Source organism: Hartmannibacter diazotrophicus (assembly GCF_900231165.1).
Taxonomy (GTDB): Bacteria; Pseudomonadota; Alphaproteobacteria; order Rhizobiales; family Pleomorphomonadaceae; genus Hartmannibacter; species Hartmannibacter diazotrophicus.
Map to the genome: position 1 here is coordinate 2,566,065 of NZ_LT960614.1, position 20,492 is coordinate 2,586,556.

Here is a 20,492-nt window from a genome sequence, read left to right on the forward strand (position 1 = left end):
TTTTTCAGCTGGAGACGCCGCCGGAAACCGGTCGTTTCTGCCGCCGTCTGGGATCCTTTTTCATGAACGTCTTCACGATCTTCAACGATCGGGTGCAAGCCGCGATCGCAACGCTCGCGCCGGATATCGCTCCCGAGGATCTTGCGCGCATCACCTGCTCGCCGCCGCGCGACCCGGCTCATGGCGACATGGCCAGCAACGCGGCGATGGTGCTTGCCAAGCCGCTCAAGGCCAACCCGCGCGATTTTGCCGGAAAGCTGGCCGCGATCCTCGGTCAGGATCCGGACATCCAGTCGGCGGAGGTCGCGGGGCCGGGCTTCATCAACCTGCGTCTTGCGCCCGCCTACTGGACGGGCCTGCTGCATGATCTCCTGAAGGCGCCGGAACGGTTCAGCCACCTGACGATCGGCTCCGGTCGCAAGGTCAACGTCGAATATGTCTCCGCCAACCCAACCGGCCCGATGCATGTCGGCCATTGCCGGGGCGCTGTCGTCGGCGATGCGCTGGCGTCTCTGCTCGCGGCGGCCGGATTCGACGTAACGCGCGAATATTATATCAACGACGCCGGCGGCCAGATCGACGTGCTGGCGCGTTCGGCCTTCCTGCGCTACCGCGAGGCGCTGGGAGAAGACATCGGCGAAATCCCCGAGGGGCTCTATCCCGGCGACTATCTGGTGCCGGTCGGCGAAAGGCTGGCGTCCGAGCACGGAACCGAACTGCTGAACCTTGACGAAGAGGAAATGTTCGCGATCGTGAAGCCCGTCGTCATCGACATGATGATGGACATGATCCGCGACGACCTGCTGACCCTCGGCATCCGGCACGATGTCTTCTTCTCCGAGCGGACGCTGCACGACCGGTCATCGGGCGAGAGCCAGATCGACGAGATGCTCAAGGAACTGCGCGAGCGCGACCTTGTCTACGATGGCAGCCTGCCGCCGCCGAAGGGTCAGTTGCCCGAGGACTGGGAGGATCGCGAGCAGACGCTGTTCCGCGCCGCCGATTACGGCGACGACAGCGACCGGCCGCTCGTCAAGTCGGACGGCAGCTACACCTATTTTGCGGCCGACGTCGCCTATTTCCGCTCCAAGTTCCAGCGCGGTTTCGAGCAGATGATCTTCGTGCTCGGCGCCGACCACGGCGGCTACGTCAAGCGCCTCGAAGCCGTTGGCGAAGCCATTTCGGGCGGCAAGGCGAAGGTCATCGTGCGGCTTTGCCAGTTGGTCAAGCTCATGCGCAACGGCGAACCGGTGAAGATGTCGAAGCGCTCCGGCGACTTCGTCACGCTGAGGGATGTGGTGGACGAAGTCGGCCGCGACGCCGTCCGTTTCATGATGCTCATGCGCAAGAACGACGCACCGCTCGACTTCGACTTCGCGCAGGTCAAGGAACAGTCGAAGGACAATGCCGTCTTCTACGTTCAGTATGCTCATGCGCGCGTGAAGTCGGTGCTCCGGCAGGCGGCCGAACACGTACCGGAACTGGCGGCAGTCGATCCGCTCGAGGCTCCGCTGCATCTGCTGGCCGACGAAAGCGAGGTCGCCCTCATCAAGCGGCTCGCCGAATTGCCGCGCGTGATCGAGGGAGCGGCGGAAGCGCACGAGCCCCATCGCATCGCGTTCTATCTTTCCGAGCTTGCCGCCGACTTCCACGGCCACTGGAACAAGGGCAAGGAACGGACGGAATTACGCTTTATTAATCATGAGCACCCAGATTTGACCAAAGCTCGCCTCGCTTTCGTGCATGCGATCGGCTTGGTATTGGCTGGGGGACTGGCTATACTTGGCGTATCCGCTCCGGACGAAATGCGCTGACGACCAGAATGCCCGGCGCGAACCGTGCGGATCGAGGGCATATGGCGAGCTGGGTATGAGCAGGAAGCCGGGTGTCGATGTTCAATAATCGCCGTGCCAAGAATTCTCCGCCAGCCGAACTCAGCGATGATTTCAAGGTGGCATGGGATGAAGATGACAATCCGCTCGCTGAACTGAGTCGTTTGCTCAGCGAAGACCTGCAGGACAACCCGACCTCGGACACACGACCTGTAGTGACCAGTACACCGGCTAAACAGAAGGCGCGGCCTGTGACCGATCAAAAGAGGCCTGACGAAGACGTCTGGTACGAGGACGGCGAATCCTACCCCGGCGGCGAGGGGGAGGTCTATGACGAAGCCTACGTCGAGGACGACGAGGCGGGCTACGAAGAGATCTACATCGACCCTCGCGACGACGGCAAACCGGATGCGATGGAAGAAGTGCTGGCGGCCTTGGCCGCAAGCGCGACAGCAACATCCGCCAGGCAGTCGGCAGCGCGCCAGCAGGCCGACGTCACCCTCGTTCCTCCGGCGCCCCCAAGGCAGCCCGCGCCCGTCGGCCGGCCCGCAACCCATGTTCAGGACATGGACGCGCAGCTTGCCGCGCTTCTTGAGGCCGATCTTCGGGGCACGATCGCGGATGTCCCGCAGGAGCAGGCAAGGCAGACCAAGGAATTGGGCGACACCGTCCGCCGCGAGGACTACGCCGATCCCTGGCAGGCCGAAGAGACCAATTATCCGGGATACATGGACGACGATCTGCAGGCTTATGGCGGCGGATCGGGCAATGGCGAGCCGCCGCGCATCGAGCATGGCACCCTGCCGCCGCATGATTCCGACGAGATGGCAGCCGCTCCCGGCAGGAGCCGTCGTTCCGGCGCTCTGTTTGCGCTCGTCAGCATCGCGGTTCTCGGCGGAGCCGGGGCGCTCGCCTACGGGTTGGTAGGAACCGGGTCGAATTTCTCCACGCCGGACATCGTCCGCGCACCGACGACCCCCTACAAGATTATCCCGACCGCCAAGGAAGCCGCTGGCGATGAGGGCGGGGACGGCGCGACTGAGACCGTCTTCGACACCAGCGTCGCCGCCTTGCCGAAGAGCGAGGAACGGCTTGTTCCCGCCGAAACGTCCATCCCCGACCTTCCGGGCGTGCCGTCCGCCGACAATACGATGGCCGAACAGCCCCAGATGGGCGAAGCCTCGGGGGTCGCAAATTCGCTCGACGTCGGCCCCCGCAAGGTTCGCACGGTTCTCGTTCGCCCCGACGGCAGCATCATAACCGCGGACGAGGAGCGCCCGGTCGGCGACGCTCCGCCGCTCGGCAGCGACGGCAAGGCCGGGACGGCAGCCCTGATGCAGCCCGATCCGATGGTGCCGGACGGCCTCGCCGACGGTGCCCCGACGGGCGCAACCCGTTCCGCGGCCAGCGCCAACGATCCGGAGGTGGCTCCGTTCGCAGCTGCGCCACAGCCGATCGACGGGCCCCAGATCGCGTCGGTGGACACCGCAACCGCACCGCTTACGGTTCCCGAACCGGCGGTGACGGCAAACGTGCCGCGTCCGGTCGAGCGCCCGCCAGTGCCGCCAACCGCGTCCACGACGTCCGCGCCGGGCCTGCCCAACGGCCCCCTGGTCCTGAACCCGAATCCGACGCAGGTGAACCCGGCCCGGACGACGACCGCGCAAGCGCCAACGGATCCGTCGCTGCTGACCGTACCCCAGGTGCCTGAGACCCGGACGACCGCGCCTGCGGCGACCGGATCGGGATACGTTGTGCAGATTGCCTCCGTCACCAGCCAGGATCAGGCGACCGCCACGGCAAAGCGCCTCCAGAGCCGATATAGTGGCGTCATCGGCAACATGCCGACCGACATTCAGCGCGCGGATCTCGGCGCAAAGGGCATCTATTACCGCGTCCGGGTCGGACCGGTGTCTTCCCGCGAGGAAGCGATTCGCATCTGCACCGACCTGAAAGCGGCCGGCGGCAGCTGTCTGGTGACGCGCTGATACGAGATCGGAGCATGTCCGACCCCGACGCACCGGGTCGGACATGCCATCTACGCCAACCTCCTCGACGCTGATGCTCTCTCTTACGCATCCCTTCGCGCTCAGGAACTCTCCGTCCGGATGGGACGTTCGCCGCTGTGCGCACCAAGGCTTACGTGTCAGCCCTGCGATTATGGATAACCCATGACCATCAAGGCTGCTCGATTTGTCACCGGAGCCAGCGGCCTCGAGCTGACGGCGGACGAACGCCGCTTCATCGCCGAATCGCGGCCCTTCGGCCTGATCGTCTTTCGCCGGAATGTGGAGAGCCGGGATCAGCTCAGAGCCCTCTGCGACGAATTCAGGTCACTCGTCGGCTGGCATGCACCGGTGCTCGTCGATCAGGAGGGCGGCCGGGTTCAGAGGCTGGGTCCGCCCACCTGGGCGAAAATGCCCTCGGCCTCTCGCCTTGCCGACGCTGCCACAAGCTGTGGCGATGACCTCTTGCGTATCGCCGGACGGCTTCTCGCGGCCGATCTGCTTGACGCCGGCATCAATGTCGATTGCGCACCCTGCCTCGATCTCGCAATTCCCGGCCAGAGCAATGTGATCGGCGACCGTTCCTATGGGGCTGACCCGGATCGTGTCGCCTCCCTGGCGGGTTCTCTGGCCCAGGGGCTGCTGGATGGCGGCGTGCTGCCGGTCATCAAGCATATCCCGGGGCATGGACGCGCCCTTGTCGACAGCCACGAGAAGCTCCCCGTTGTCGACACCGATCTTGCAACGTTGCGGTCCAGCGATTTCCGCCCCTTCAAGGCGCTGGCGCACCTGCCCGCGGGCATGACGGCGCATGTCGTCTACACAGCCATCGATCCGGACCGCCCGGCCACGACGTCCGAGACAATGATCCGCGACATCATTCGCGGCGAGATCGGATTCGACGGATTGCTGTTCAGCGACGATGTCTCGATGGGGGCCCTCGATGGAAGCCTTGGGGATCGCAGCCGCAGGACGCTCGACGCCGGATGCGATCTTGTGCTTCATTGCAACGGCGATCTGGCGGAGATGCAGGCGGTCGCCGAAGCGGCGCCCATGTTGAGCGGCCCGTCCCTGAAACGCGCCGAAGCGGCCTTGGCCCACCTGACGCCGGCCGACGCGGCGGATCTGCCGGACTTGCGCGCAAGACTGGCGGAAGTCATGTCGGCAGCGGAAGGGCAGGCCGGCGTATAGCCCGCGCCGGATGCAGGGCCTGGCCGGTCGACGCGCTCGCAGACGATAGGGTGATGGCCAGCGCGTGAAGAGGCGGAACGCAAACCGTTGACAGCAGAGACCGAACCTTTCCAGGAAGACCAGCCGCGTGCCGTCGAGGAGGCGGCGTTCGTGGTGGATGTCGAGGGGTTCGAAGGGCCGCTCGATCTTCTCCTGACGCTCGCGCGCGATCAGAAGGTCGACCTTGCCAGGATTTCCATTCTGGCGCTGGTCGAACAGTATCTGGCCTTCATCGACACGGCGCGTCGTCTGCGTCTGGAACTTGCCGCCGACTATCTGGTGATGGCCGCATGGCTTGCCTATCTGAAGTCGCGCCTCCTCCTGCCGCCTACGGAGAAGGCAGGCGAGGAGCCGACCGGCGAGGAGATGGCCGCCCAGTTGGCCTATCGCCTGCGGCGTCTGGAAGCCATGCGCAAGGCCGCCGCCGAGCTCATGGATCGCCCTCAGCTTGGACACGACGTCTTCGCGCGCGGCACTCCGGAGAGCATCGAGGTCACAACGACAACGCATTGGCAGGCAGGCCTCTACGACCTCCTTGCCGCCTATGCCACGGACCGCCAGCGCCACATGGTAACGCGGGTTCAGGTCGCAAGGCGCGCCGTCTGGTCGCTGGCCGATGCACGGGACATCCTCTCGCGGCTGGTTGGCGAAATCGTCGACTGGACGCCGATCGACAGTTTTCTCGCCAGATATCTCGACGACCCGACGATGCGGGCGAGCATTCGCGCCTCGGCCTTCACGGCAAGCCTGGAACTGGCAAGGGAAGGCAAGTTCGAGCTGCGCCAGTCCGGTGCCTTCGAGCCGATCTATTTGCGAAGCCGGCCGGCCGGCGACGATCAGGAACCAAAGTCATGAGCGGGCCTTCCGCCACCATCGCCGATTTCACATCCGCCGATCACCGTCAGGCCCTCCGGATCGCGGAAGCGCTGATCTTTGCGTCGCCGAAGCCGCTTCCCGTCGCCGAACTTTCCGCGCGCATTCCCGGCAGCGTGGACATCGCCCACGTTCTGCGCGATCTCCAGTCGGCATACGCCGGACGCGGCGTCCACCTGGTCGAGGTCGCCGGCGGATACGCGTTTCGAACGGCCGAGGATCTCGCCCATCTGCTGCGGGACGACGCCGTTCAGTCGAAGAAGCTCTCGCGCGCAGCGCTCGAGACGCTGGCGATCATTGCCTACCACCAGCCGGTGACCCGCGCCGAAATCGAGGAAATCCGTGGCGTCTCGACGTCCAAGGGCACCCTCGACGTTCTCCTTGAGACCGGCTGGATCAGAATGCGCGGCAGGCGCCGGACCCCGGGCCGGCCGGTGACCTACGGCACGACCCAGGATTTCCTCAGCCATTTCGGGCTGCCGGGCATCACCGACCTGCCGGGCCTTGAGGAATTGCGCGGCGCCGGCCTCCTTGAGGGGCATATCCCTGCGGGATTTTCGATTCCCGTTCCAAAGGATGATGACGAACTCGGTCCGGACGAAGACGCACTCGACGAAGCCGATCTTCTCGGATACGCAGGAGATCTGCCGGTCGACGAGGATCGATCAGGTTCGGACGGTGACTGACGCCGGAACTCATCCACACAACCAGTACGACTGCCCGGGAGTTGGCGCTTGGCGGAACTATTGAAGAAAACAGCCTCGGGCAGGCTCGATTTCCGCCGTTGGGGCCGCTCCGGGACGGCAGGCGCCACGATCCCCGCCGGGCTCACTTTCGACAACGTGACGCACAGCTACGGCGGACCGCTCTCCCTCGACCACATCAATCTCGACATCAAGGCCGGCGAGGTTCTTTGCCTGCTCGGCCGATCTGGCTGCGGCAAGACAACCCTTCTGCGCCTGGCCGCCGGTCTCGAACCCGTGCTGTCCGGCACCGTCTCGATGGATGGCCGCATCGTCTCCGGCAACGGCATCCACCAGCCGCCGGAAAAGCGCGGCGTCGGCCTGATGTTCCAGGACTATGCGCTCTTTCCGCACATGACGATCCTCGCCAACGTGCTCTTCGGCCTGCGCGATCTCGATCCGGCGGAGGCCGAACGGGCGGCCTTGTCCGCACTGTCGCGCGTCGGTCTTGAATCCTATGCCACTGACTATCCGCATGCGCTCTCCGGCGGGGAGCAGCAGCGGGTGGCGCTGGCACGGGCCATCGTCCCGCGTCCCTCGGTCCTCTTGATGGACGAACCCTTCTCCGGCCTCGACAAGCGCCTGCGCGATTCCGTCCGCGACGAGACGCTGTCCGTCCTGAAGGAGACCGGGGCAACCGCGCTCGTGGTCACCCACGATCCGGAAGAGGCCATGCGGATGGCCGACCGCATCGTCCTGATGCGCGCGGGCCGCATCGTGCAGCTCGGCACCGCCAGCGAACTCTACACCGAGCCGGCCGATCTCTTCGCCGCCCGCTTTTTCGCGGAGGTCAATGAACTCGAAGGCGTTGCAGCCGAAGGCAGGGTGGAAACGCCACTCGGCACCTTTCCCGCGCCGGGAATTGAGGCTGGACGCCCCGTCGACATCTGCATTCGCATGCAGGGCATCGAGATCAGTTCCAAGGGCGCGGGAACGCCGGCCCGGGTCATGCGCCGCCGGTTTCTCGGCGAAGTCTGGCTCTTCGAGCTGGCTGTCGAAGGTCTCGACGGGATCGTGCGGGCCCGGGTGAGAGACGGTGTCGACTTCGAGATCGGCATGGATGTCACGATCGTCGCCAGCCCCCGGGATGTCTTCGTTTTCGCCAAGAATGAAGACGATTGACAGGTCATTTGCGGGACTTTCAGCCGGGACCATTGGCAAGTCGCGCCGGAGCCTCCACATATTCAACGGGTTCGATGTCTACGGCATTTTCGCCATCTTGCGCGTGTTGCGGCGCATGGGGCTTTCTGCAATATTGCCGGCAACACAGACAGGTTCCGCCGAAGTGATCGCGGTTTGGCGACAAGAGCTTGTAGACTGTTGGCCATGCGGAGAAGCGGGCAAGAGCGCAGAAGCGGACTGCGGCTCGCGTTTCCGGGCCCCGGACAAGGAACCGGGGCCACGCGAAAGGACAGGAGAGTATTATGGGTTCATTCAGCATCTGGCATTGGCTCATTGTTCTGGCCGTCGTGCTGCTGCTGTTCGGCCGTGGCAAGATCCCCGAACTGATGGGTGACGTCGCCAAGGGCATCAAGAGCTTCAAGAAGGGCATGGCGGAAGACACGGACGAAGCGAAGAACGTCGATCGCAAATCCTCCGAGCCGATTGCCGACAAGACCAAGGACGCCAACAGCGCCAGCTGATGCGCGATGCCCGGCCCGCATCCGTGCGTGGCTGGGCATTGGCCTGTTTGTTCGTGACCAACAACGCTTGCGCGCACTCGCGTGCAGGGTTGGAAGCGCGGTGATTTCCTGCGCCCTTTCGACTGGACCCCACAAAAATGTTCTTCGACATCGGTGGAACCGAACTGCTCGTGATCGTGATTGTCACGATCCTTGTGGTCGGACCGAAGGACCTGCCAAAACTCTTGCGTGCGGTTGGCCAATTCGTCGGCAAGGCGCGCCGGATGGCCGGTGAATTCCAGACGCAATTCAACGCCGCGCTTCGCGAGGCCGAGCGCGAAGCCGATCTCGAGGACGCCAGCAAGTCCATCGCGGACCTCAAGTCGCTCAACCCCGTGACGAACATCAAAGACGAAATCAAGAAAAGCATCGAAGACGCCGGCAACCCGGCGGCGGCCAAGCCGGCTCCGAAAGCAATCGAAAGCGCCAGCGACGAGCCGGGCCCGGCAAGCGCCGAGCCGGCGCCGATGCCGCTGGTCGAGGCCCCGGATGCCGAGCCGCAGCCGGAAGAGCCGATCAAGACAGGCGCTGCCGGCAAGCAAACGCCGAGCGGAGAGGGGCCATGAGCGACGAAGACGATATCGAGGCCTCGCGCGCGCCCCTGATCGACCATCTGATCGAGCTGCGCGCACGCCTGTTCAAATCCGTGATTGCGCTGGCGATCTGTTTCGTCGTCTGTTTCTATTTCGCGACCGACATCTTCAACCTCCTCATCATCCCTTACGAGCGGGCTGCGGGGGTCGACCAGAATGTCCAGCTGATCTATACGGCGCCTCAGGAGTATTTTTTCACCCAGCTGAAGATCGCGCTCTTTGGCGCGCTGTTCATCGCCTTTCCGGTCATCGCGAACCAGATTTACATGTTCGTGGCCCCGGGCCTCTACAAATCCGAGCGCAGGGCCTTCCTGCCGTTCCTCGTCGCGACCCCGATTCTCTTCTTCGTCGGCGCGATGCTGGTCTTCTTCCTCGTCATGCCGGCCGTCATGCATTTCTTCCTGTCGATGCAGCAGGAAGGGGCCGCCGGCAAGGCAGCGATCCAGCTCCTGCCGAAGGTCAGCGAGTATCTCGGGCTGATCATGTCCCTGATCTTCGCCTTCGGCCTTGTGTTCCAGCTTCCGGTCATCCTGACGCTGCTGGCCCGCATGGGAATGGTGACCGAGGCCTCGCTCAAGGATAAGCGGCGCTATGCCATCGTCATGGCCTTCATCGCCGCCGCGATTCTCACGCCCCCCGATCCCCTGAGCCAGATCCTCCTTGCGGTCCCGACCATGCTTCTCTACGAAATCTCCATCATCGCCGTCAGGATGATGGTGCGGACAGCCGAGAGCAAAGAGGTTGCCACCGGAGAGTGATGCTCCGGCCCTTCGATGGGGCGGGCATCTGCTTCCGCTGCGGAGCACCGGTCGGCTGTCGGTCTGTCGATGACCAGAAGAATCATTTCCGGGACAACGGACTATGCTGGACATTAAATGGATTCGCGAAGCCCCCGAGGCCCTGGACGCCGCGCTGGCGCGCCGTGGTGCCGCCCCGGCTTCCGCCGCGATCCTGAAGATCGACGAGGAGCGGCGCGCCCATATCGCCGCGCTTCAGGAAGCCCAGGAAAAGCGCAATGCCGCCTCCAAGGAGATCGGCAAGGCCAAGGCTGCCAAGGACGAAGCCCTCGCCAGCAGCCTCATGAGCGCGGTCGCCGAACTGAAGACCTTCATCCAGGACGGCGAGACCCGGGAACGCGAGCTTGACGAGGCCCTGACCGACGCGCTTTCGACGATCCCGAACGTTCCGCTCGACGATGTGCCGGACGGGCCCGACGAGACCGCCAACGTCGAACACCATCAGTTCGGCGAAAAGCGCATCCTCGACTTCGAGCCGAAGGAGCACTTCGACCTCGGCGAGGCCATGGGCACGATGGACTTCGAGCGGGCGGCGAAGCTGTCCGGTTCGCGTTTCGTGATCCTGAAGGGGCAGCTCGCCCGCATGGAGCGCGCCCTCGGCCAGTTCATGCTCGATCTGCACACCGGCGAGCACGGCTACACCGAAGTGAGCCCGCCGCTGCTGGTGCGTGACGAGGCCATGTACGGCACCGGCCAGCTGCCGAAGTTCGCCGAGGATCTGTTCCGCACCACCGACGGCCGTTGGCTGATCCCGACGGCGGAAGTCTCGCTCACCAACCTCGTGCTCGGCGAGATCGTCGAGGACAAGCAGCTGCCCATGCGCCTGACGGCGCTGACGCCCTGTTTCCGCTCGGAAGCCGGCTCGGCCGGACGCGACGTGCGCGGCATGCTGCGCCAGCACCAGTTCTCGAAGGTCGAGCTTGTCTCGATCACGGCACCGGAGACATCGCTGGAGGAGCACGAACGCATGCTCTCCTGCGCCGAGGAGGTCTTGAAGCGCCTCGGCCTCCACTACCGCGTCGTGACGCTCTGCACCGGCGACATGGGCTTCGGCAGCCGCAAGACCTACGACATCGAGGTCTGGCTTCCGGGACAGAAGGCCTATCGCGAGATTTCCTCCTGCTCGGTCTGCGGCGATTTCCAGGCCCGGCGCATGAACACGCGCGTCCGCAATCCGGACGGCAAGGGCACCCGCTTCGTCCACACGCTCAACGGCTCGGGCGTCGCCGTCGGCCGCGCCCTTATCGCCGTCATGGAAACCTATCAGAATGCCGACGGTTCGATCTCCGTTCCGGACGCGCTCAAGCCCTACATGGGCGGACTTGAGCGGATCGGCTGACGCACTCGGAGAGCAGGACAGGCGGGACAATGCGAATTCTCATCACCAACGACGACGGTATCCTGGCCCCGGGCCTTGAAAGCCTGGAACGGATCGCCCGGAGTCTGGCCGATGAGGTGTGGGTCGTCGCGCCGGAAAACGACCAGAGCGGCTTTGCCCATTCGCTGACGCTGCATGACCCGCTCCGCCTGAGGGAACTCGACGAGAAGCGTTACGCGGTACGCGGCACCCCGACCGACTGCGTGATCATGGCGGTGCGCCAGATCATGGACGAGCCGCCGGACCTCATTCTCTCCGGCGTCAATGCCGGCCAGAACGCCGCCGACGACGTGACCTATTCAGGAACGATCGCCGCCGCCATCGAGGGAACGCTGATCGGCGTTCCCTCCATTGCCCTCAGTCAGGCCTTCGACTGGGCGAGCGGCAAGCCGATTCCCTTCGCCACGGCCGAGGCCCATGCGCCTGAGTTGATCGACCGGCTGATGACGGCCGGCATTGCGCCGGGGACCCTCATCAACATCAACTTTCCGGATCGGGCCGCCGAAGCCGTCGAGGGCATTTCCGTCTGCCGCCAGGGCACCTCGGCCCACGGTCTCAGGATCGACGCACGTGTCGACAGCCGCCGCAAGCCCTATTACTGGCTCGCCTATGCCAGAGCCTTCCGGGAGCCGGAAGCGGGGACGGACGTCCACGCATTGCAGTCCGGACATATTGCCGTTACACCGTTGAAACTCGATATGACCTACACAGATGGCCTCGGCGCTCTGGAAAAAGCGCTTCAGGCCTGAATATTCAAAGCCAGCCCGGGCACCGATGCGGGAGAGTTTCGGCCGCTTTGCCGGGCGTTCATGAGCTACAACAGGCAATGGATTTGAAAGTCGGCGACATGGAGCCATCCGACGGCGATCGTCCGGCGATGGCCGAACTGGTAATGAAGCTGCGTGGCATGGGCATTTCCGACCGCCGCGTCCTCGTTGCCATCGAGCGGATCGCCCGCCGTCTCTTCCTCGATGCCCGCGACCACGCCGATGCATCGAGCGACCGGGCTTTCCCGATCGAATGCGGGCAGGCAGCAACCGCGCCCTCGACGGTCGCCCGCGTCGTTCAGGCTCTTGACCTCGGGCCCGACCACAAGGTGCTGGAGGTCGGTACCGGCAGCGGCTTCCAGACGGCCATCATGGCCCATCTCGCCAACAGGGTGATCTCCCTCGACCGCTATCGAACCCTGATCGACCTTGCTAAGGACCGCTTCGAGACCCTGCGCCTCGACAATATCTCGCTCATTCTCGCCGACGGTGCGCAGGGCTTTCCGCGCCACGCCCCCTATGACCGGATCGTCGTCAACGCGGCTGTGCCCACCATACCCGGCGCACTGCTGGACCAGCTGATGGACGGCGGCATTCTCGTCGCCCCGGTCGGCGATGGCGCAAAGCAGCAACTCGCCCGATTCCAGAAGAACGAGCGCGCCTTCACGCGCACGGAATTCGGCGTTGTCCGCTTCCTTGGCCTGGAGGCGGGCACCGCGGCAAAGCTCTGATAGGAAGCCGGATCGGCTTCAGCCCGTCGCCGAATTGTCGAGCGCATTGGCGAGAGCCACAAACCCTTCGATCGAAATCGTCTCCGCCCGCGCGGTCGGCTCAAGGCCGGCCTGTTCCAGCAGCGGGCCGGGATCGCGGCCAAGCGACTTGAGGCTCTGGCGCAGCATCTTGCGGCGCTGACCGAAGGCGGCGGCCGTCACGGCCTCAAGACTTGCCAGCCGGCAGGGCAGGACATTCTCCCGCGGCACGATGTGGACGACGGAGGACGTCACCTTTGGCGGCGGCATGAAGGCCTTGGGCGAAATGTCGAACATGATTGTCGACCGGGTGCGCCAGCCCGCCAGAACGCCAAGGCGGCCATAGGCGTCCTCGCCCGGCCGCGCCACGATCCGCTCGGCGACCTCCTTCTGGAACATCAGTGTCAGCGACGACCAGAAGGGCGGCCAGGTCTCGGTCGTGATCCAACTGACGAGCAACTGGGTGCCGACGTTGTAGGGCAGGTTCGCGATGATCCGCGCCGGACCGGACGCGATCGCGGCCATGTCGACCTTGAGCGCATCGCCCTCGATGATCTCCAGCCGTCCGGGATAGTGGGCGGAGATCTGCTCCAGCGCGGGCAGGCAGCGGCGATCCCGCTCGATGACGACGACCCGTTCGGCGCCTGCCGCCAGAATGGCCCTTGTCAGGCCGCCGGGACCGGGCCCGACCTCGATGATCGTATGGCCCGCGAGCGTGCCCGCCGTCCGGGCAATCTTGGCGGTCAGATTGAGGTCGAAGAGAAAGTTCTGGCCAAGCGATTTTTGCGCCGAGAGACCGTGTTCGCGCACGACTTCGGAAAGCGGCGGCAGATCGTCGATGGCGCTCATGCGGAGACATCCCGTAAGCGGGTCATCTCGTCGGCCATGCGCAAGGCGGCGATCATGCTGTCCGGCCTGGCAATGGCCTTGCCGGCGATGTCGAGCGCCGTCCCATGGTCCGGCGACGTCCGCACGAAGGGCAGACCGAGCGTCACGTTGACCGTCTCGTCGAAGGCGATGGTCTTGACCGGGATCAGCGCCTGATCGTGATACATGGCAAGCACCACGTCGTAGGTTGTCCGGGCGCGGGGATGAAAGAGGGTATCGGCCGGGTAGGGGCCGCGCGCATCGATCCGCTCCTGCCGCAATGCCGCGATCGCCGGGGCGATGATCTCCATGTCCTCGCGTCCCATGCTGCCGCCTTCGCCGGCGTGGGGATTGAGCCCGGCAACGGCAAGCCTCGGGGCACCGATCCCGAAGCGCTCCCGAAGATCACGATCAACGATCCGGGCCACGGCAAGCAGGCGCTCTGCGGTGATCTGGCCCGGCACGTCCTGGATGGGAATGTGAACCGTGACGGGAACGGTTCGAAGTTCCGGCCCCGCCAGCATCATCACGGGCTCCGCCACCTGGCCGGGCCAATGTTTTTCGGCAAGCACGCCGAGAAACTCCGTGTGGCCGGGAAAACGGAATCCCGCGTCGTAGAGCGCGGCCTTCTGGATCGGCGCGGTGGCCAATCCAGCGGCTTGTCCGGCCGCCACGTGTTCCACCGCCATCTCGATCGCCCGGATGACGCCTTGCGCCGAATGAGAGCCTGCGCTGCCCGGTTCGTCGCGCATCGGAGAGCCGGCGTCCACCACAGGCAGCGCCTTGGCAAAACAGGTGACCGCACCGTCCGGATCCGTTTCGGCAACGCTGACGTCAAGCCCGCAACGGGCAAGCCGTGCGCGCAAAAATGCGGGATCGCCGATCGCATAGAATGGTCCGAGACCAGCCTCCCGGCGCCGGAGCCACGCCATGGCGATGACTTCGGCGCCAACGCCAGCCGGCTCGCCAATGCTCACGGCGATGGCGCGGTCGCGGGACGAACTCAGGTCTGTGGGCATCGTGCGGCAGGCGCCCCGTGTCGTCAGCGATAGACGATATTGGCGGACTGCCGCAGCTCACGGGTCAGCTTGTCGGAAATCTCCTGGCCCTGCGCATTCAGCGCATCCGCGTCAAAACTCGTCGCGGCGGCAGCGGCCTGACCGCTCACCTGCTCCTTGCCGCAGACCGCATAGAGCTCGATCCCCGTCGAGGTCACCTGCGGCGCCGTCAACTGGCCGACAGGTGTATCGCGAACCCGCTGGGCGACATCTTCCGGCAACTCGCCGGCGAGCCGGCGTCCGATGTTGAGCACGGCCACTTCGCGGATCGAGCGTGCGGTTTCCAGTCCGGCATCACAGGAGCGGAAACGGGCGCGCAGCTGCTGGGCTTCCTGCGTGCGCTGCGCAATCTCGCCCTTGCTTGCACCCTTCTTCAGCGTGAAGATCACGCGCTGAAGGATGTAGTCGTCCGCCGTGCCCGATGTCCCGTTCTTTTCCGAGGCATTGAGCTGCGCAATGAAATCGCTCTTCTCCGACTTGATCTTGCGCTGGAGCTGACCGCGCACGATCCGGCCCCAGATCAGCTGACCCTTAATGCGGTCGCGCAATGTGGAGATGTTGAGACCCGCCTGCGCCACGGCCTTGGAGAATTGCGCCGTGGTCAAATTGCTGCGTCCGGCAATCGTCGCGATCGCACTGTCGACCTCGGCGTCCGGCACCGAAATGCCCATCCGCTTGGCGGTCTGCAGATGCAGCGCCTCGTCGATCAGTTCATCCATCGCCGCTTTCTGGGCCGCGCCCTGGCTGAGCTTCTGGGAGATGACGTAGAGACGGGTCCGCTGCGCGATATCATAATCCGTGATGGCGGTGTCGTTGACGATCACCTTGATCCCGCCAGCAGCGAACGACGGCTCCGGGGAGGCGGCAAACGCCATGGCCAGGAGACACGCAGCGGCAACGATTGTCTTGCGCATCGGCGAGCGCACCGCGCTGGATCGTTCGATGGAACCGGTCTGGCCGCCATTCGGCCGGTTCAGCAATGCCGGATCGGCGGGCAGGTCATATGTCATTCTGTAAACCGTCGTTCTTCTTTTTCAAGGCAATCTTACCGCTCCGCCCGACCAGTGTCCCCGTCGAAGCGCGGCCCGATCGGTTCGGTAATCTCGTTCCCCGACATTCTTAACAAGTATAGGCGACGTTTGGCAAAAGATTGTTCGTGCCGTCGCGGCTCGATCAATTTTGCAGGTCGGCACTCGTCGAGACATCCCCGAGAGTCTTGAACCCGAGACGGAAGAAAATCGTCCGGTTTGTCCCGTCGGTCGAATCCGTTCTGTCTTCCGTATAGGCCACCGACGCGGAGAAGGATTCCTCGTCATAGCCGAAACCGATGCCAGTCCTGACGAAATCGTCGTTGATGATGTCGAACCGGGCCGTCCCGAACATGCGCCAGTTCCGCGTCAACTGCAGATTGGCGGCACCCTGGATTTCCGACCGCTTGTCGACGCCGAGATCCGGCTGGGCATCGAGGAAGGCATAGGTGAGGGATGTCGTCAAAGGCCCGGCGAGGCCAACCACCTGTGCCTCGGCGCGGGCAACCTCGAAGGAGGAATGATCGAAGCGGGCCCTGGCCCCGAAGAGCAGTCCCTGGGCGGTGTCGAGCGTCAGGCCCGCGACATAGTCGGACGCATCCGATTCCAGGCCCGAGTCGGAACCCGTTTCATAGATGTTGTTGACCGCATAGGAGTTCTGGCCCGCGATCTGGAACGATTGGCCGATGACCGAGGACAGCGATCCGCCCCAGGCGAAATCGGTCGTCTGCGTGAAGCCGACGTTAAGCCGTGTGCCGCCTTCGGTCCGGTCGAAGCCCGAGAACTTGTTGATGTCGAAGAGCGACGTCTCGTCGAAGACAAGGCTCTGCGCATCCTCGTTGGGAACGTCGCCGACCGACATTTCGTTCGGTCTGGCAATCAGCTGCGCCACCGGCGAAATCACGCTCGAGGTGGAGGGGCTCGTGACGAGGAAGGGGAAGCGATACTCCAGCCCCACCATCGGCATGACCCGCCCGATGACCTGATCGTCCGAAAGTCCGGCGGTGCTGCTCGACCAAGTGTTCAGGAAGAAGGCATCGGCATTGAGGCCGACGAACGGCGTGAAGACCTGGCCAAGGGAATCGGTCACCTGCCGCTTCCACAGCGTATCGACCGACAAGCGCGAGAATGTGCCGCCGACGCCCCTGAAACGCTGATTGAGACCGCCGTTGAACGAGAAGATGTCGTCCTTCTCGCGCGTCAGGCTCGTGAAATTGGTGTCATAGGAAAGCTGACCGCCGAAGACGGGCTGCTCGAGAATTCCCGAATAGTCGACGACCGGATGGACGAAGGGCTGCTTTTCCTGCAGGTCCACGTCCTGCGGCAGGCCGGTGGTCGGATCGTCCTCCTGCTGCACGAAAATGCCGTAGAAGCGGGCGTCGAAATAGTTCCGGTCACCAATGCCCGTCAGGTAGATATCCGAGATGGCCGCGTCATTGCTGGCCTTGGGCAGATCGTAGTCGTGGAGGAAAGCGCGATCGGACGCGACCGCCACGTCCCAGCCCCACGACCATTGCTTGTTGATCTTGAAATCGCCCGTCGAGAAGATCGCGCCGCGCCAGTCCGTATCGCCGGAACTGCCGGAGAAGGCTCCGGGGCTCGCCTGATCGATGCCCGCAAGGCGCACGGTATATTTGCCGTTGTCGACGCGATGCCGCCATTCGACATCGGCAAGGAAACCCTGCTTGGAATAGACGGCCGGACGGAAGGTGAAATCCATATTCGGCGCGAGCGCCCAGAAATACGGAACCGTGATTCCGGCACCGAGCGTCTCCTTGTAGACGGGTGTCGGGATCAGGAAGCCGGTCTTGCGCCGCACCGTCGGGTCCGGCTGCGTCAGCCGAGGCAACCAGGCTATCGGCATGCCCGCGAACTCGAAGGTCGCATCTTGCAGGGTGACCGTCTTGTCCGCCTGCTTGTGGATGACCTTGCGCGCCTTGATCGTCCAAAGCGGCTTCTTGCCGGGGATGCCGTCGCAGTCGACGCAGGCCTCGTAGACGCCGTCGTCGAATTCCGTCCTGTCGTTGACCGTCCGAACGACCCGGCTTGCACGGAAGGCGGCGCCCTCGGCCGTGCGCAACTCGAGTTGCTGGATCAAACCTTCGCTGAGATCGTCGGATAGCTGCACATGATCGGACCGCACCACGTTGCCGCTCGGATCCGTCAGGATCACGTTGCCGATGGCGGTGACGGTCTTTGCGCGGCGGTCCACCTCGACCTTGTCCGCGGTCACCACATGGTTTGCATAATAGATGGCGACGGAACCGACGGCCGTCACCTTCTGATCGTCCAGATCGTAGATCAGCGTGTCCGATTCCAGCAGCATGCGCTGGGAATCAAGCTGGCTGTCGCTGGATGTGTCCGGCGCGGCGGACGTCGTGGCAACGCCCGCGCCGACCATCAGCGACAGCGCGAGGACAACAGCGGAGACCGCCTTCGCCGGCAGCCTGCGGGCACGGATGTGCGATGGCATTCGGACAGAGCCGAGCCACTTCTTTTTCAGAAGGGAGATGGCGGGACTCATCCATCCTCCCTGAACAAAAGCACCGTAGACCCCAGCGACAACGCGATAAAGGCGGGGGCAATAGCGGCTATCAACGGATTCACCAGGCCCTCACTGCCAAGATCGCCAAAGACTTCCGTGAGCACATAAAGCATGAAGCCGGCCGTGACGCCACCGAGAATCATCCGCCCGACGTTGCCTCGCCGGCTCATCCCCAGAGATACCGTTGCCGCAATAAGCGTCATGGCGGCCAAGAGGGCAGGGCGAAGCAGAAGAACGTCGAACTGCAACTCGAACCGGGACGTTGGCAGACCCGCATTCACGGCCTGCCGGGCCATTTCAGGCAACGCCCAGAACGACACCGAATTCGGCGCGGCAAGGCGCTGATTCACCTGCTCTGGCGTGAGCGTCGTGGGCACGACCATCGTGGACTTCGTCTGCGGTTCGGCATTGGGTTCGAAGATGCGGGCGTCCGACAGCCTGAAGAGCTTCGTTCCGAGCGTCGCGCCCGAGGCCTCGATCCGCCGCGCAAGTCGCCCCGTCTTGTCGAACTCCCAGAAAATGGGATCGAGCAGGATGCGGCCGCCATCGGCTATTCCGGCGACCTTGATCACCGCATCGCCTTCGTCCGTATGCTGGCGCAGCCAGGTGGCGCTGGAGGAATCGCTGAGGAGCGCCACGGCACGGCCCGCCACCCCGCTCGAGGCGAGACGGTCCGAGTCGGCCTTGAGCCGTGTCGCCAGCGGGTTGTAGAGCGTCGTCGCGATAATCCCGATGACAATCGCAACGACGAGGCCGGGGGCCGTGAACTGCCAGACTGACAGCCCCGCCGCCCTGCTGACCGCAAGCTCCGAGCGACGCGACAGGTTGAGAAGGGCAGCCATCGAGCCGAGCAGAACCGCGAAGGGCAGGATGTCTTCGGCAATGAGCGGCACGCGCAGCGCGGAGACGGCAAGGACGGTCAAAGGCTCGAAATCCGGCCTGTCGGCCGTCGACCTCAGGAGTTCGAGCAGATCGATGAGGAAGGCGAGCAGCACCGCCCCCACCAGGAGACCGAGGATCCACTTGAGGAACAGAAACCCGATATAGCGGAAGAGCGTCCGGCCGATCATGGCTGCATGCCCCCGCCGGATGACGCCTTGCCGGGGAAGAAGCGAGCCACACCATCGGCAATGGCCCCCTCCAGAGAGCCGAACGTGAAGGACTTCGTCCTCAGCGCGACGATGGCGCCAAGCCCGACAAGCAGCACGATCGGCACCGCATAGACGAGGGGCAGCAGGCGGATGTCGTTCGAGGCGACACCGGACGCCGCGAACCCGAGAAGACGCACGATGGTTGCAAAAAGCAGTGCCAGGGTAATCGTCATCACGCGCCCGTCACGCGTCGTCATGGGAAATCCGAGGAAGAAGAAGACCGCCAGGACCATGGCCATCGGATAGAAGAATGAGGCAAGGCGCGAATGTATTTCCGAGGCCACCTCGTCGGCGTTCGACTTCATCAGCGGGTCGTCGGGCGTGAGCGCCAGCAGCTGATCGATGGTCAGCTCGTTGACCTTGTAGCTGACCTCGCCCCCCTCCGGCTGCAGCGAGGAAAGATCGAACGCATAGGACCCGAAGGCAACGAAGGTGCTTGCTTCGCCGGGGTGCTTGATCCGCTCGATGGTGCCGTTTTCCATCACCATCAGCGTCTTGCCCAGCGCCTCGACAAAACGGCCCCGCTCGGCGGTGTAGGTGAAGGTGATGTCCGGCCGTCGCGAATCGTAGATGAAAAGGCCTTCCACGGAGCCGTCCGGAGCGCGGTTGCGGATATGGAAGACGAAATTCTCGTCCACCTCCATGAAGCGGCCCGGTTGGGCGATGTTGGTCAGGACATCGGCGCGCACGGCGGTCGTGTAGTCGCGAAGCAGCTGCAGGCTCTTCGGCGCGCCCCAGGCGGCGATGAAGGTGACGAGCAGGCCGGTCAGCACGGCGAGCAGAAGGAACGGCCTCAGAATCTGCCGGTGCGAGGCCCCCGCAGCGTTCATGGCGACGAGTTCGCTGTCGGCATGGGCGCTGTTGAGCACCACGATCATCCCGATCGCCAACGCGAATGGGGCGGCGATGGAGATGAGAAAGGGAACGGCCAGGAGCGTCATGCTGAGGTAGGACAGCAGCGCCTGTCCCTTGGCCGTGACAAGGTCGAAACGTCGCAGGGCCTGCGTGACCCAGATGATCGCGGTCAGGACCGCCAGAATCGAAACACTCGCGATCGCCGTTCTTGCAAAGAGATAAACGCTGATACGCCGCATTCCGTATTCCGCATCCACGGGCGATCCGCGAGAGATGCGGATCGGGGCTGCCCTTATTGTCCTTTCCCGAACCCACCGCAAGATGGACTTGCGAAGCGT

General features: G+C 64.2%; 18 protein-coding genes. 12 read left to right on the forward strand and 6 right to left on the reverse strand.

Translation table 11 applies throughout. The features are described 5' to 3' along the window. Positions 1-62 precede the first annotated feature (62 nt). The 12 genes from argS to HDIA_RS12095 all read left to right on the forward strand — a co-directional run bounded on the left by argS (position 63) and on the right by HDIA_RS12095 (position 12,632). Positions 63-1,814 carry an arginine--tRNA ligase gene (gene argS, locus HDIA_RS12040; RefSeq protein WP_099556388.1) on the forward strand — a complete coding sequence of 584 codons (1,752 nt, stop codon included), beginning with the start codon at positions 63-65 and terminating at the stop codon, positions 1,812-1,814. Between the two features lie 269 nt (positions 1,815-2,083). Beyond that, positions 2,084-3,820, forward strand: a complete 1,737-nt coding sequence (locus HDIA_RS12045; protein WP_157775544.1) for an SPOR domain-containing protein — start codon at positions 2,084-2,086, stop codon at positions 3,818-3,820. Positions 3,821-4,003: 183 nt separating this feature from the next. Continuing rightward, complete coding sequence (nagZ, locus tag HDIA_RS12050; protein ID WP_099556390.1) at positions 4,004-5,029, forward strand: beta-N-acetylhexosaminidase; 1,026 nt, start codon at positions 4,004-4,006, stop codon at positions 5,027-5,029. Between the two features lie 87 nt (positions 5,030-5,116). Further along, a complete protein-coding gene (locus HDIA_RS12055) occupies positions 5,117-5,923 on the forward strand; it encodes a segregation and condensation protein A (protein WP_099556391.1) in 807 nt (268 codons plus the stop codon). Continuing rightward, on the forward strand, positions 5,920-6,627 hold the full coding sequence (gene scpB, locus HDIA_RS12060; RefSeq protein ID WP_099556392.1) for an SMC-Scp complex subunit ScpB: 708 nt from the start codon (positions 5,920-5,922) through the stop codon (positions 6,625-6,627). The genes HDIA_RS12055 and scpB overlap by 4 nt, the downstream gene beginning before the upstream one ends. Before the next feature lie 48 nt (positions 6,628-6,675). Continuing rightward, the gene (locus HDIA_RS12065) at positions 6,676-7,806 is read left to right on the forward strand and encodes an ABC transporter ATP-binding protein (RefSeq protein WP_245884252.1); all 1,131 of its coding nucleotides are present in this window, start codon (positions 6,676-6,678) and stop codon (positions 7,804-7,806) included. Positions 7,807-8,108: 302 nt separating this feature from the next. Next, on the forward strand, positions 8,109-8,327 hold the full coding sequence (locus HDIA_RS12070; protein ID WP_099556394.1) for a twin-arginine translocase TatA/TatE family subunit: 219 nt from the start codon (positions 8,109-8,111) through the stop codon (positions 8,325-8,327). 137 nt (positions 8,328-8,464) lie between these two features. Continuing rightward, a complete protein-coding gene (tatB, locus tag HDIA_RS25715) occupies positions 8,465-8,932 on the forward strand; it encodes a Sec-independent protein translocase protein TatB (protein WP_099556395.1) in 468 nt (155 codons plus the stop codon). Then, positions 8,929-9,717 carry a twin-arginine translocase subunit TatC gene (tatC, locus tag HDIA_RS12080; protein WP_099556396.1) on the forward strand — a complete coding sequence of 263 codons (789 nt, stop codon included), beginning with the start codon at positions 8,929-8,931 and terminating at the stop codon, positions 9,715-9,717. The genes tatB and tatC overlap by 4 nt, the downstream gene beginning before the upstream one ends. A gap of 103 nt (positions 9,718-9,820) precedes the next feature. Continuing rightward, complete coding sequence (gene serS, locus HDIA_RS12085) at positions 9,821-11,095, forward strand: serine--tRNA ligase (RefSeq protein WP_099556397.1); 1,275 nt, start codon at positions 9,821-9,823, stop codon at positions 11,093-11,095. Positions 11,096-11,124: 29 nt separating this feature from the next. Then, positions 11,125-11,883 (forward strand): 5'/3'-nucleotidase SurE, encoded by a 759-nt coding sequence (gene surE, locus HDIA_RS12090; protein WP_099556398.1) that lies wholly within the window; start codon positions 11,125-11,127, stop codon positions 11,881-11,883. A 77-nt stretch (positions 11,884-11,960) separates the two neighbouring features. Continuing rightward, a complete protein-coding gene (locus HDIA_RS12095) occupies positions 11,961-12,632 on the forward strand; it encodes a protein-L-isoaspartate(D-aspartate) O-methyltransferase (RefSeq protein WP_210202880.1) in 672 nt (223 codons plus the stop codon). 18 nt (positions 12,633-12,650) lie between these two features. On the opposite strand, the gene rsmA is transcribed toward HDIA_RS12095, so the two are convergent. The 6 genes from rsmA to HDIA_RS12125 all read right to left on the reverse strand — a co-directional run bounded on the left by rsmA (position 12,651) and on the right by HDIA_RS12125 (position 20,393). Beyond that, positions 12,651-13,499: a 16S rRNA (adenine(1518)-N(6)/adenine(1519)-N(6))-dimethyltransferase RsmA gene (gene rsmA / locus HDIA_RS12100; RefSeq protein WP_099556399.1), complete on the reverse strand. Its 849-nt coding sequence runs from the start codon at positions 13,497-13,499 to the stop codon at positions 12,651-12,653. Beyond that, positions 13,496-14,536 (reverse strand): 4-hydroxythreonine-4-phosphate dehydrogenase PdxA, encoded by a 1,041-nt coding sequence (pdxA, locus tag HDIA_RS12105; protein ID WP_099556400.1) that lies wholly within the window; start codon positions 14,534-14,536, stop codon positions 13,496-13,498. Before pdxA ends, rsmA begins: the two co-directional genes overlap by 4 nt. A gap of 23 nt (positions 14,537-14,559) precedes the next feature. Next, entirely contained in the window at positions 14,560-15,585 is a 1,026-nt protein-coding gene (locus HDIA_RS12110; RefSeq protein WP_099556401.1) for a SurA N-terminal domain-containing protein, read from the reverse strand. 163 nt (positions 15,586-15,748) lie between these two features. Then, positions 15,749-18,127, reverse strand: coding sequence for an LPS-assembly protein LptD (locus HDIA_RS12115; RefSeq protein WP_099556402.1), 2,379 nt, complete (start codon positions 18,125-18,127; stop codon positions 15,749-15,751). Then, entirely contained in the window at positions 18,124-19,218 is a 1,095-nt protein-coding gene (lptG, locus tag HDIA_RS12120; RefSeq protein WP_099556403.1) for an LPS export ABC transporter permease LptG, read from the reverse strand. The genes HDIA_RS12115 and lptG overlap by 4 nt, the downstream gene beginning before the upstream one ends. Beyond that, the gene (locus HDIA_RS12125) at positions 19,215-20,393 is read right to left on the reverse strand and encodes an LptF/LptG family permease (RefSeq protein WP_099556404.1); all 1,179 of its coding nucleotides are present in this window, start codon (positions 20,391-20,393) and stop codon (positions 19,215-19,217) included. The genes lptG and HDIA_RS12125 overlap by 4 nt, the downstream gene beginning before the upstream one ends. Between the last annotated feature and the right edge of the window lie 99 nt (positions 20,394-20,492).